The organism is Enterobacter sp. Ap-1006, assembly GCF_011752835.1.
Classification (GTDB): domain Bacteria; phylum Pseudomonadota; class Gammaproteobacteria; order Enterobacterales; family Enterobacteriaceae; genus Cedecea.
On record NZ_VWWU01000004.1, the window covers coordinates 143,087 to 155,219 of the forward strand.

12 protein-coding genes are annotated in these 12,133 nt (G+C 54.0%); 7 read left to right on the top strand and 5 right to left on the bottom strand.

Annotated features, from left to right (window positions below; genetic code table 11):
* The first annotated feature begins 113 nt into the window (after positions 1 to 113).
* Complete coding sequence (gene rluA, locus F3J28_RS13515) at positions 114 to 773, top strand: bifunctional tRNA pseudouridine(32) synthase/23S rRNA pseudouridine(746) synthase RluA (RefSeq protein WP_166876839.1); 660 nt, start codon at positions 114 to 116, stop codon at positions 771 to 773.
* Between the two features lie 30 nt (positions 774 to 803).
* Here the strand turns inward: rluA and djlA are convergent, their stop codons facing one another.
* Positions 804 to 1,622 carry a co-chaperone DjlA gene (gene djlA, locus F3J28_RS13520; protein ID WP_008461730.1) on the bottom strand — a complete coding sequence of 273 codons (819 nt, stop codon included), beginning with the start codon at positions 1,620 to 1,622 and terminating at the stop codon, positions 804 to 806.
* A 181-nt stretch (positions 1,623 to 1,803) separates the two neighbouring features.
* Between djlA and lptD the strand changes: the two genes are divergently transcribed.
* The 6 genes from lptD to apaH are packed head-to-tail and all read left to right on the top strand — an operon-like array spanning position 1,804 to position 8,609.
* The gene (gene lptD, locus F3J28_RS13525) at positions 1,804 to 4,218 is read left to right on the top strand and encodes an LPS assembly protein LptD (RefSeq protein WP_166876842.1); all 2,415 of its coding nucleotides are present in this window, start codon (positions 1,804 to 1,806) and stop codon (positions 4,216 to 4,218) included.
* 58 nt (positions 4,219 to 4,276) lie between these two features.
* Entirely contained in the window at positions 4,277 to 5,569 is a 1,293-nt protein-coding gene (gene surA, locus F3J28_RS13530; protein WP_008461725.1) for a peptidylprolyl isomerase SurA, read from the top strand.
* A complete protein-coding gene (gene pdxA, locus F3J28_RS13535) occupies positions 5,562 to 6,551 on the top strand; it encodes a 4-hydroxythreonine-4-phosphate dehydrogenase PdxA (RefSeq protein WP_008461723.1) in 990 nt (329 codons plus the stop codon). Before surA ends, pdxA begins: the two co-directional genes overlap by 8 nt.
* A complete protein-coding gene (gene rsmA, locus F3J28_RS13540) occupies positions 6,548 to 7,372 on the top strand; it encodes a 16S rRNA (adenine(1518)-N(6)/adenine(1519)-N(6))-dimethyltransferase RsmA (RefSeq protein WP_166876845.1) in 825 nt (274 codons plus the stop codon). The genes pdxA and rsmA overlap by 4 nt, the downstream gene beginning before the upstream one ends.
* Before the next feature lie 3 nt (positions 7,373 to 7,375).
* Positions 7,376 to 7,753, top strand: a complete 378-nt coding sequence (gene apaG, locus F3J28_RS13545) for a Co2+/Mg2+ efflux facilitator ApaG/CorD (protein WP_008461718.1) — start codon at positions 7,376 to 7,378, stop codon at positions 7,751 to 7,753.
* A gap of 4 nt (positions 7,754 to 7,757) precedes the next feature.
* Entirely contained in the window at positions 7,758 to 8,609 is an 852-nt protein-coding gene (gene apaH / locus F3J28_RS13550; protein ID WP_166876848.1) for a bis(5'-nucleosyl)-tetraphosphatase (symmetrical) ApaH, read from the top strand.
* Between the two features lie 36 nt (positions 8,610 to 8,645).
* Here the strand turns inward: apaH and folA are convergent, their stop codons facing one another.
* From folA to F3J28_RS13570, 4 genes are all read right to left on the bottom strand, one after another.
* Positions 8,646 to 9,125, bottom strand: a complete 480-nt coding sequence (gene folA, locus F3J28_RS13555) for a type 3 dihydrofolate reductase (RefSeq protein WP_008461713.1) — start codon at positions 9,123 to 9,125, stop codon at positions 8,646 to 8,648.
* Between the two features lie 205 nt (positions 9,126 to 9,330).
* The gene (gene kefC, locus F3J28_RS13560) at positions 9,331 to 11,193 is read right to left on the bottom strand and encodes a glutathione-regulated potassium-efflux system protein KefC (RefSeq protein ID WP_166876851.1); all 1,863 of its coding nucleotides are present in this window, start codon (positions 11,191 to 11,193) and stop codon (positions 9,331 to 9,333) included.
* A complete protein-coding gene (gene kefF, locus F3J28_RS13565; RefSeq protein ID WP_166876854.1) occupies positions 11,186 to 11,716 on the bottom strand; it encodes a glutathione-regulated potassium-efflux system oxidoreductase KefF in 531 nt (176 codons plus the stop codon). Before kefF ends, kefC begins: the two co-directional genes overlap by 8 nt.
* Positions 11,717 to 11,820: 104 nt before the next feature.
* Positions 11,821 to 12,054 (bottom strand): YgdI/YgdR family lipoprotein, encoded by a 234-nt coding sequence (locus F3J28_RS13570; RefSeq protein WP_166876857.1) that lies wholly within the window; start codon positions 12,052 to 12,054, stop codon positions 11,821 to 11,823.
* Positions 12,055 to 12,133: the final 79 nt, after the last annotated feature.

The window sequence follows — 12,133 nt, forward strand, 5'->3', positions numbered from 1 at the left end:
ATTCGAGTTGTAGCAAGGCGGCAAAAGAGAGAATTCCCAGGAGCTGACTAAAGTCAGTGACTGGGATAAGTGAGAGCAGCCAACGCGGCTGCAGCTTGAAGGATGCAGAGTAAATGCTGATGGAACCCTACAATCCGCCTCTCGATCCCTGGCTGGTTATCCTGTACCAGGATGAGCACATCATGGTGGTTAACAAGCCCAGCGGCCTGCTGTCCGTTCCGGGACGTCTTGACGAGCACAAAGACAGCGTGATGACGCGCATTCAGCGCGACTTCCCGCTGGCGGAATCGGTCCATCGGCTTGATATGGCAACCAGCGGCGTGATCGTGGTGGCGCTGACCAAAGCGGCAGAGCGCGAGCTGAAGCGTCAGTTCCGTGAACGCGAGCCGAAAAAGCAGTATGTGGCTCGCGTTTGGGGCCATCCACAATCGGAAGAAGGTTTGGTGGATCTGCCGCTGATTTGCGACTGGCCTAACAGACCAAAGCAGAAGGTATGCTACGAGACAGGGAAATCTGCGCAAACCGAGTATCAGGTGCTGGAATATGCGGCGGATAATACCGCGCGTATACAGCTCAAGCCGATTACCGGGCGTTCACACCAGCTTCGCGTCCATATGCAGGCGCTGGGGCATCCGATTCTAGGCGATCGCTTCTATGCCACGCCAGAAGCGCTTGCCATGGCGCCGCGTCTTCAGCTCCATGCCGAGATGCTCACCATCACGCACCCGAGCTACGGCACACCAATGACGTTTAAAGCGCCGGCGGAGTTCTAAAGAAAAGCCTCTCATTTGAGAGGCTTTTTTCTATTTAAACCCTTTTGCGGTTTTAATCAGGTCGTAAGCGCCCTGAATCTCCTGGGCCTTTTGCTTCGCCATCTGCATCATTTCCGGCGGCAGGCCTTTTGCCACCAGCTTGTCAGGGTGGTGCTCACTCATTAACTTACGATACGCGCGCTTGATAACCGTTGGCTCATCGCTGCTTTTTACCCCAAGCACCTTGCAGGCATCTTCCAGCGTCGGGCCTCTTTGTTGCTGCGCGAAGCCGCCTTGCGATTGCTGGTATTGGTACTGGCCACCACCGAACTGCTGGCCGCCTTCCATCATGCGCAAGAACTGATCGAACTGGGCACGCGAGATCCCCAGTTCTTCGGCAATCACATACAGCACCTGACGCTCATTTGGGTGCAGCGAGCCATCCGCAAACGCAGCCTGGATTTGTATTTCCAGAAACATCCGAATTAAGTCAGAGCGGCCAAAACAGACGCTTCGCATCTGCCCCATCTTTTCTCTGAGCGGATAGTTATTTTCTTTCCCCGCGCGAAATGCTCGCTGAGCGGCGGCTCGCGCCTCACCATGAAGCTGCATTCGGTCCATCAATAAAGACGCTATTTGAATATCAGCTTCCGTTACCCGACCTTTCGATTTGGTGAGGTGCCCCATCACTTCAAAAGTGGTAGAAAAAAAGATCGCCTGGCGCTGCTGTTGGTTAGCAAACCAGGCCCCGCGACGGCTGCGTGCCTTATCAAACATATGGCCGATAAGAAAACCTATCACCACACCCCAAAAGCCGCCGCCCGAGATTAAACCCAAAGCAACACCGAGTACTTTTCCCCAATACTGCATATACTCCCCAAATCGTCATGCTGTCGTCTAGAATTTGCTTTATCATACCCGCCATTGATAGCGCTGCCTAACGGCATACTGCTAATGGGCTGGATTAACACTAGCGCTGTGGTGATGAGTACGTTAGTCTCTGACCGTTTGCCTTCGCTATACCCTGATGACGGAACAACAAATAACACGTATGAAAAAACGTATTCCCACCTTGCTGGCCACACTGATTGGTTCAGCCCTTTATAGCCAACAAGGTATGGCTGCCGACCTTGCCTCGCAGTGTATGCTGGGTATTCCAAGCTACAATCGCCCATTGGTTAAGGACGACGGCAATAGCCAGCCGGTAACAATCCAGGCCGATCACGCCAAAGGTGACTACCCGGACAATGCCGTTTTTACCGGGAATGTTGACGTTCAGCAGGGCAACAGCCGCCTGCAGTCAGACGAAGTTCAGCTTCACCAGAAGCTGGTCGAAGGTCAAACGGATCCCGTCCGCACCGTGGATGCCTTAGGTAATGTGCATTACGACGACAATCAGGTCATCCTGAAAGGTCCTAAAGCCTGGTCAAATTTAAACACCAAAGATACTAACGTCTGGAACGGTGATTACCAGATGGTTGGCCGCCAAGGGCGCGGTACCGCAGACCTCATGAAACAGCGCGGCGACAACCGCTACACGATTCTTGAGAACGGGACGTTTACCTCCTGCCTGCCGGGTTCCAATACCTGGAGCGTGGTCGGCAGTGAAGTGATCCAGGACAGGCAGGAAGAAGTGGCAGAGATTTGGAATGCCCGCTTTAAACTGGGCCCCGTGCCGGTCTTCTACAGCCCTTATCTGCAGCTTCCGATTGGTGATAAACGCCGTTCGGGCTTCCTGATCCCTAGCGCTAAATACAGCACCAACAGCGGCATTGAGTTCGCGTTGCCCTATTACTGGAACATTGCGCCTAACTTCGATGCCACTATCACGCCTCACTATATTGATAAGCGTGGCGGTATCCAGTGGCAGAACGAATTCCGCTACCTGACCCAGGCAGGTTCAGGCCTGATGGAGTTTGACTATCTCCCATCGGATGACGAATACAAAAACGAGTCGGGCGTTTCGCCGGGCGAAAAAGATCGCCGCTGGCTGTTCTACTGGAACCACAGCGGGGTCATGGATCAGGTGTGGCGCTTCAACGTCGATTACACCAAGGTTAGCGACTCACGCTACTTCAACGACTTCAGCTCGCAGTACGGCAACAGTACCGACGGCTACGCCACGCAAAAATTTAGCGTCGGCTACGCAGTTGAAAACTTCGACGCCACATTATCAACTAAACAGTTTCAGGTGTTCGCTAACCAGCTAAACAGCGGTGCGAGCTCTTACCGTGCGGAACCACAGCTGGACGTCAACTTCTACCAGAATGACGTTGGCCCATTTGATACCCGAATTTATGGTCAGGCGGTGAAATTCACTAACGTGAATTCTGACTACCCAAGTGCAACTCGTCTCCATTTGGAACCTGTCATCAACCTGCCACTGTCTAACGGCTGGGCAAGTCTGAATACCGAAGCCAAGCTGATGATGACCCATTATCAGCAGGATAATCTGGAAGCGTACAAAAATTACACGGCTAATTTAGCCAGCAATAATCCAACATATACCCCTTATCAGCAGGCTAGAGATTCAGCTAACGGCCTCGAATCATCGGTCAACCGCACGCTGCCGCAGTTTAAAGTGGATGGAAAGCTGATCTTCGATCGTGATATGGACTCCGTTGCCGGCTGGACGCAGACCCTGGAGCCACGCGCCCAGTACCTGTACGTGCCATATCGCAACCAAAGTGCTATCAACAACTACGACTCATCGCTGCTGCAGTCTGACTACAACGGGCTCTTCCGCGACCGTACTTACGGCGGCCTTGACCGTATTGCTTCCGCCAATCAGGTAACGACGGGCGTAACTTCTCGCGTTTATGATGACGCTTCGGTTGAACGTTTTAACGTATCCGCGGGTCAAATCTACTATTTCACCCAGTCCCGTACCGGGGATGACAATATTAACTGGGAGAAAGATAAGAAAACGGGCTCTATGCTTTGGGCTGGCGATACTTACTGGCGTATGACTGACCGTTGGGGCCTGCGTGGCGGCGTTCAGTATGATGCTCGCCTGGGCAGCGTGGCTAACGGTAACGGTGCCATTGAATACCGCCGTGATGCCGATCGTATTGCGCAGTTGACCTATCGTTATGCGAGTCCGGAGTATATTCAGGCAACATTGCCGACATACTCGACTTACGAACAGTATAAAGAAGGGATTTCGCAGATCGGTATGGTCGCCAGCTGGCCAATCGTGGATCGCTGGTCAGTTGTCGGGGCCTACTACTACGATACCAATGCCCGACAGTCCGCTGACTCTATGTTCGCCGTGCAGTACAGCTCTTGCTGTTATGCCATTCGCGTAGGCGTCGAACGTAAAATCAACGGCTGGGAAAATAACCAAAGCAAATACGATAACGTAATCGGCTTTAACATCGAGTTACGCGGCCTGAGTTCCAACTATGGCCTGGGTATTCCGCAGATGCTGCGTTCTAACATTCTGCCGTACCAGAGCTCGATGTAATTCACTTTGACGAATTCTCTAAATAATCCGCTTTGCGGCTAAGTAAAATGGAAAAAGTATGAAGAACTGGAGAACGCTGCTTCTTGGTGTCGCACTTGTGGCGAACACGACTTTTGCAGCCCCGCAGGTTGTCGACAAAGTAGCTGCCGTAGTCAATAACGGCGTAGTCCTTGAAAGTGATGTTGACGGCTTAATGCAGTCCGTCAAAATGAACTCACGCGACGCGGGGCAACAGCTTCCCGACGACGCGACGCTTCGCCATCAAATCATTGAACGTCTGATCATGGATCAAATCATCCTGCAGATGGGCCAGAAGATGGGCGTGAAGATCACCGACGATGAACTCGATCAGGCCATCGCCAACATCGCAAAACAGAACAACATGACCATGGATCAGATGCGCAGCCGTCTGGCCTATGATGGCGTGAACTACAACACCTACCGCAGTCAGATCCGTAAAGAGATGACGATTTCGGAAGTGCGTAACAATGAAGTCCGTCGTCGCGTCTCAATCCTGCCGCAGGAAGTTGATGCCCTGGCACAACAGGTCGGCAACCAGAACGACAGCAGTACGGAACTGAACCTGAGCCACATCCTGATTGCGCTGCCTGAAAACCCAAGCTCTGCTCAGGTTGATGACGCAGAAAAACAGGCACGTAACGTTGTCGATCAGGCACGCAACGGGGCAGACTTCGGCAAGTTAGCGATCAGCTATTCTGCCGACCAGCAGGCGCTGAAAGGCGGCCAAATGGGTTGGGGTCGCATCCAGGAACTGCCTTCTATTTTTGCCCAGGCATTGAGCACGGCGAAGAAGGGCGACATTATCGGGCCTATTCGTTCAGGCGTTGGTTTCCACATCCTGAAAGTTAACGATATGCGCGGTCAGAACCAGAATATTTCTGTGACCGAAGTTCACGCCCGCCACATTCTGCTGAAAACGTCGCCTATCATGAACGATACTCAGGCGCGCCAGAAGCTGGAGCAAATTGCCGCTGACATTAAGAGCGGGAAAACCACTTTTGCCGCAGCAGCGAAATCCTTCTCGGACGATCCAGGTTCAGCGAACCAGGGTGGCGATCTGGGCTGGGCGGCAACGGATATTTATGATCCTGCTTTCCGCGATGCACTGCAGAAGCTGAACAAAGGCCAGATGAGCGCCCCGGTGCACTCTTCCTTCGGCTGGCACCTGATCGAACTGCTGGACACGCGTAAAGTCGACAGAACCGATGCGGCGCAAAAAGACCGTGCCTACCGCATGCTGTTCAACCGCAAGTTCTCCGAAGAAGCGCAAACCTGGATGCAGGAACAGCGTGCCAGCGCTTACGTGAAAATCATAGGCAGCAATGGCTAACATCTTTCGTGTGACCATCACTCCCGGCGAACCCGCCGGGATTGGTCCCGACCTGGTCGTCGCGTTAGCGCAACGCGACTGGCCCGTTGAACTGGTCGTCTGCGCTTCTCCAGAATTGCTACTTGCCAGAGCCTCTCTGCTCGGTCTCCCCCTGACGCTCCAGCCTTTCGAGGCAAATCAACCGGCAAAACCACAGGCTGCAGGTACATTAACCGTGCTGCCCGTTGAGCTACGTGCGCCGGTCATTCCAGGGCAACTGGATGTACGTAACAGTGCTTACGTCGTCGAGACGCTCGCTCGGGCATGCGATGGCTGCCTGAACGGAGAATTCGCCGCGCTGATTACCGGGCCGGTACACAAAGGCATTATCAACGATGCCGGGATTCCGTTTATTGGTCACACGGAGTTCTTCGAAGAGCGCTCACACAGCGAAAAAGTGGTGATGATGCTGGCCACGGAAGAGCTGCGCGTTGCGCTGGCCACAACGCATCTGCCGCTGAAAGCAATTTCTGACGCCATTACGCCGGATTTACTACGCCAGATTGTCACCATCCTGTATCATGACCTGCAAACCAAATTTGGTATCCCGCAGCCGCATGTACTGGTTTGCGGTCTCAATCCGCACGCCGGGGAAGGTGGCCATATGGGCACCGAAGAGATAGACACTATTATCCCGGTGTTAAATGAGATGCGCGCTCTGGGGATGCACCTTTCTGGCCCGTTACCGGCAGATACGCTATTCCAGCCTAAATACCTCGATAGTGCTGACGCCGTACTGGCGATGTATCACGATCAGGGTCTGCCCGTGTTGAAATATCAGGGCTTCGGCCGCGCGGTAAATATCACGTTGGGGTTACCTTTTATCCGTACCTCGGTTGACCACGGCACGGCTCTTGAGCTGGCAGGCCAGGGGAAAGCCGACGTCGGCAGTTTTATTACGGCGCTTAATCTCGCCATTAAAATGATTGTAAATAGTCAATGAATACTCGAGTCCACCAGGGCCACCTTGCCCGCAAACGTTTTGGACAAAACTTCCTTAATGACCAGTTCGTTATCGACAGTATTGTCTCCGCTATTAACCCACAGCCAGGCCAGGCAATGGTCGAAATTGGTCCAGGCCTTGGCGCACTGACCGAGCCCGTGGGTGAACGCATGGATAAAATGACCGTTATCGAACTGGACCGCGATCTTGCCGCACGTTTGCAAACGCACCCGTTCCTGGCCCCCAAGCTGACAATTTATCAGCAGGATGCCATGACCATGGATTTCGGCGATCTTTCGCAGAAAATCGGCCAGCCGTTACGCGTCTTCGGTAACCTGCCATATAACATCTCCACCCCGCTGATGTTCCATCTCTTTAGCTATACTGATGCCATTGCAGACATGCACTTCATGCTGCAAAAAGAGGTGGTTAACCGCTTAGTCGCCGGGCCAAACAGTAAAGCCTATGGACGCCTGTCGGTGATGGCACAGTACTACTGCAACGTTATTCCTGTGCTTGAAGTCCCGCCAACGGCGTTTACGCCTGCGCCAAAAGTGGACTCTGCCGTTGTGCGTCTGGTACCACACGCGACTTTACCGTACCCGGTGAAAGATCTGCGCGTGCTGAGCCGTATCACCACGGAAGCCTTTAACAAGCGTCGTAAAACTATCCGTAACAGCCTTGGTCATCTGTTCAGTGCCGACGTGCTGGCGGAGCTGGGCGTCGATGCGACGCTGCGTGCGGAAAACATTTCCGTTGAGCAGTACTGTAAGCTTGCAAACTATCTGGCTGACAACCCACAACAGCCGTCGGAGAGCTAAACTATGCTTGATTCGCCCCGCGTATGCGTGCAGGTACAAAGCTTTTATATTGAGTCGCAGTCCTCGCCTGAGGATGAGCGTTTCGTATTTGCGTACACAGTCACTATTCGCAATCTGGGGCGAACAGCAGTTCAGCTACTTGGCCGTTACTGGCTAATAACCAACGGTAACGGCCGCGAAACCGAGGTTCAGGGCGAAGGTGTCGTCGGCGAACAGCCGCATATTGAACCGGGCAACGACTACCAGTACACCAGCGGAGCGGTTATCGAAACGCCCCTCGGTACCATGCAGGGCCATTATGAAATGGTCGATGCGCAAGGAGAGGCCTTCAGGGTCGAGATCCCCGTTTTCCGTCTGGCCATTCCAACTTTTATTCACTGATACCATGTCTACATATCTGATTGGCGATGTTCACGGCTGCTACGATGAACTGATCGCGTTGCTGCAGCAGGTTAATTTCAACCCTGAAGAAGATACGCTGTGGCTGACGGGCGATCTGGTGGCTCGTGGGCCAGCTTCTCTGGAAGTGCTGCGCTATGTTCGCAGTCTCGGTGACAGCGTACGAGTGGTACTCGGTAACCATGACCTGCATCTTTTAGCCGTCTTTGCGGGCATCAGCCGCAACAAACCTAAAGACCGCGTTACGCCACTGCTGGAAGCGCCTGATGCCGACGAGCTTCTCAATTGGCTTCGTCGCCAGCCGCTCGTTCAGGTGGATGAAGAGAAAAAGCTTGTTATGTCTCATGCGGGGATCACGCCGCAGTGGGATATCAATACCGCGCTGGCCTGCGCGCGTGATGTCGAAGCCGTTCTTTCCAGCGACAGCTACCCGCTTTTCCTGGATGCAATGTATGGCGATATGCCCAACAACTGGTCCAGCGATCTCTCCGGGCTGGCACGCCTGCGTTTCATCACTAACTCGCTCACCCGCATGCGCTATTGCTTCCCTAACGGCCAGCTGGATATGTACTGCAAAGACACGCCGGAAAAAGCGCCTTCGCCGCTGAAGCCCTGGTTTGCGATTCCTGGCCCCGTTACCGCCGAATATTCTGTGGCTTTTGGTCACTGGGCATCGCTGGAAGGGAAAGGCACGCCGGAAGGGATCTATGCGCTGGATACGGGTTGCTGCTGGGGGGGAGAACTCACCTGCCTGCGCTGGGAAGATAAAGCCTGGTTCGTACAGCCTTCAAATCGTCAGCAGGATAGCGGCGAAGATCAAACCGCTGCCGCCTCTTAGAAGTTACCCCTCTCTCTGTCGAGAGAGGGGTAAAACTTAACGACGCTCCAGAATTTCGAAGCAATAACCGTGGGAGTTATTCTCGTCGGCATCGTGGAATTCACTGAAGGTTGACTGCCACTCATCCGGATCGTAATCCGGGAAATGCGTGTCCCCTTCCACTTCCGCATCAATATGGGTCAGGTAAAGACGCTGCGCCTTGGGCAGGAACTGCTCGTATACGCGCCCCCCGCCAATCACCATGATTTCTTCGGCATCACCGCAGGCTTTAATAGCCTCTTCCACCGATTTCACCCACTCAACGCGATCGTCATTTCCGGCCTGGCTGCTAATAACGATGTTTTTACGTCCCGGCAGCGGGCGGCCAATAGACTCCCAGGTCAGGCGCCCCATAACAACAGGTTTATTGAGCGTATTGCGCTTGAACCAGGCCAGGTCGGCAGGCAAATCCCATGGCATGGCGTTTTCCATGCCGATAACGCGATCCACCGCCAAAGCAGCAATCAGACTGATCATTTATATAACCTAAGGATGATGAAAAAAATTGCCGCCACTATACGGAAAGCGCAATCTTTCGTCGACAGCAGGCGATGGGCGTAACGAGAATTTTTTTTATTCTGCTGCGGCCATCGCGCCCTGATTTTCAACTGCGGGATATGGAACAAGGGGTTAGCGTTAACCCCCGTTCACTATAAGGAAAAGTAAATATTTTTCAGCAAGTTCACTCTGCTGGCCTGACCGGGGGTTCATCGGAAAGTTTACCGCTGTGAAGACCCTCTTTTGTTCCCTGCCAGCCATCACGTTGGATAACGTGCAGGTGCGCACGATCCTCGTTAATAACCTCTGTCAGCATCGCGCTGTTGCGCTTAAAGACATCCGCGCGCTCGGCGGTCTTATCATCAGTCGGCACCATTTCTTCAAGCATTTGCAGGTTAAAGCGGCGGAAGTGGTCAGCCCGCTCTCGCGCTTCGTATTTGCCGACGCCCAATCCCTCCAGCGCACGACGGCCAATCTTCAGCGAGCTTTCAAACGTTTCACGTTCCGGCATCTCGACCCCCGCCTGGCGCAGGCGGATGTAGTGATTAATATCGCGCGCGCGGGCAAGGATCTGCAGATGCGGGAAGTGCTCCTTCGCCAGTTCAGTGAGCTGCATGCTGGCTTCAGGATCGTCAATGGCGTTAATCAGCACTTCAGCTCCTGCGGCCCCGGCTGACTCAAGCAGGTCAACGCGGGTGGCGTCCCCATAAAAGACCTTGGTGCCAAATTTTCTCAGCGTCTCTATATGGTCAGGATCGTGATCCAGAATAACCACGTTCACTCCGCTGCTCAGTAACAGACGACCGGCAATCTGCCCAAAGCGTCCGAAGCCCGCGATGATAACCCGGGGCTGCTCTTCATCAATTTCGTCGGCCTCTCCGGCCTGCTCGCTGCCCGTTTTCTCGAGCCTGTTCAGCAGCACCAGCAACAGAGGCGTGGCCGCCATGGATAGCGCCACGGCAAGCGTCAGCGACTTCGACCAGTCATCGTCCAGCACCTGAGCCATATGAGCCGCGCCGAAGATAACAAAAGCAAATTCACTTCCCTGCCCCAGCAAAACGGCGAACCAGCGTCGCTGCTTATGCGGCACTTTTAAAGGCTTAGCGACCAGCCAGAGCATCAGCGTTTTGATGACCAGAAAACCGACCAGCAGGACGAGAATACGCAGCGGGTTGTCGAGCAAAGTCCCGAAGTCGATAGACATCCCAACCCCGATAAAGAACAGCCCCAGCAGCAGGCCCTTGAACGGCTCAATATCGCTTTCCAGCGCGTGACGATATTCGGAGCTGGCTAACAGCACCCCGGCAAGAAACGCCCCCATCGCCATCGAAAGCCCGGCCTCTTCAAGCAGCAGGCCAAAGCCAAACACCAGGAATAGCGCTACGGCGCTGAACACTTCACGTAACCCCGAGCGCGCCACAAATCGCAGCACTGGCCGGGTGACATAGCGCCCAAGCAGTACAACCAGAGCCAGCGCCGCCGCTACCTTAAGCGCGGAAATTAAAAACGTCGCAAAGGTCATCGTCCCGCCGCTGCTCGCCAGCAGCGGGATCATCGCCACCAGAGGGATCGCCGCGATATCCTGGAACAGCAGCACGGCAAACGCGCCTCGCCCCATCGGCGTGACGGTCAGGTTGCGTTCGTTCATCGCCTGCATAGCAATCGCGGTGGATGAGAGCGCCAGCGTCAGGCCAATAAGCAAGGCGATCTTCCAGTTGAGCCCCATCACGATACAAAACGCGCCGAGCGCCAGCCCGCAGGCCGCCATTTGCAGAAAACCGCCGCCAAACACCGAGGCGCGAAGCGTCCATAGCCGCTGAGGATCAAGCTCAAGCCCGATAACAAAGAGCATCAGCACCACGCCAATTTCAGCAAAGTGCAGAATAGTTTCGGCGTCGGTAACCAGCCCCAGCCCCCATGGCCCAATAATGCAGCCGGCAATCAGGTAGCCCAGCACGGACCCTAATCCGAGCCGCACGGCGATAGGCACGATCAGCGCGGCAGAACCGAGGTAAATCAATGCCTGAATTAAGCTGTGGCTATCCACGATGAGCCTCCTGCCAGTCAATTAAGCGTTGCTTATAGTCATCCGCCTGGCGGGCAAGCGTCAATTCATCGCAAACAAAGGTGAAATGAATCGCGAAGGCCGGCAGCCACCGCATTCCGCAGTAGAGCGCCGTGGCCTGCAGAGGCTGGGCGAGAACGTCAAATCCAGGGTGATCGCCCAGTTCAAAATGTTTTTCGCTGCCGCCGGTTGTCACGGCCCACATCACTTCTTTACCGTGCAGGGCATTCCCGCCTTTGCCGTATGCCCAGCCGTGCGAAAGCACTTTGTCTATCCACAATTTCATCAGCGGCGGCATGCTGTACCACTGCATCGGATGCTGCCAGATAACCAAATCAGCGCGGCTTAACGCCTGCTGCTCAGCGGCAATATCGATATTAAAGTCGGGATAAAGTTCATAGAGGGAGCGAATCTCTACCCCCGGAAGCGCTTTGGCTCGCTCGAGCATTTGCCGGTTGGCATGGGAATGCTGGGGATAGGGATGCGCATAAATTATAAGAATCATTGTTAAGCCTGTCTTCACTACTGCCTTTAATGACAGTGAGTTTAGTCAGTTAATCGACAGGCTAACAGTCAATATTGCTGAGCGTGTTGTTGGATATTTCTTAACTAGTTATCCAGCTCGCTCATCTCTTTCACCCGATCGCGGTTGATCTGCTCGGTTTTTCCCGTTTCGGCATTTTTATACGACACCAGCCCCGTATCTTTGTCGACCTGCGGTTTGCCGTCGGTCACGATCGTTTTGCCATCGTTGGTTTTAACTGCCTGATTGGACGAGCAGCCCGCCACGGTCAGCAGCGTTGCGGCAGTGAAGAGGGAAGCAAGTAAAGTTCGTTTCTGCATGGTGTTCTCCCAGCGTGTTTAGTCATTTTCAGTTGTGTGCTGGTTAACTGTAGACTATCTCGCTGGGTATAAAATAAAA

Excerpts from the sequence above, each read along its gene's own strand:
- rluA (WP_166876839.1), top strand. The coding sequence starts at position 114 with ATGCTGATGGAACCCTACAATCCGCCTCTCGATCCCTGGCTGGTTATC.
- djlA (WP_008461730.1), bottom strand. The coding sequence starts at position 1,622 with ATGCAGTATTGGGGAAAAGTACTCGGTGTTGCTTTGGGTTTAATCTCG.
- lptD (WP_166876842.1), top strand. The coding sequence starts at position 1,804 with ATGAAAAAACGTATTCCCACCTTGCTGGCCACACTGATTGGTTCAGCC.
- surA (WP_008461725.1), top strand. The coding sequence starts at position 4,277 with ATGAAGAACTGGAGAACGCTGCTTCTTGGTGTCGCACTTGTGGCGAAC.
- pdxA (WP_008461723.1), top strand. The coding sequence starts at position 5,562 with ATGGCTAACATCTTTCGTGTGACCATCACTCCCGGCGAACCCGCCGGG.
- rsmA (WP_166876845.1), top strand. The coding sequence starts at position 6,548 with ATGAATACTCGAGTCCACCAGGGCCACCTTGCCCGCAAACGTTTTGGA.
- apaG (WP_008461718.1), top strand. The coding sequence starts at position 7,376 with ATGCTTGATTCGCCCCGCGTATGCGTGCAGGTACAAAGCTTTTATATT.
- apaH (WP_166876848.1), top strand. The coding sequence starts at position 7,758 with ATGTCTACATATCTGATTGGCGATGTTCACGGCTGCTACGATGAACTG.
- folA (WP_008461713.1), bottom strand. The coding sequence starts at position 9,125 with ATGATCAGTCTGATTGCTGCTTTGGCGGTGGATCGCGTTATCGGCATG.
- kefF (WP_166876854.1), bottom strand. The coding sequence starts at position 11,716 with ATGATTCTTATAATTTATGCGCATCCCTATCCCCAGCATTCCCATGCC.
- F3J28_RS13570 (WP_166876857.1), bottom strand. The coding sequence starts at position 12,054 with ATGCAGAAACGAACTTTACTTGCTTCCCTCTTCACTGCCGCAACGCTG.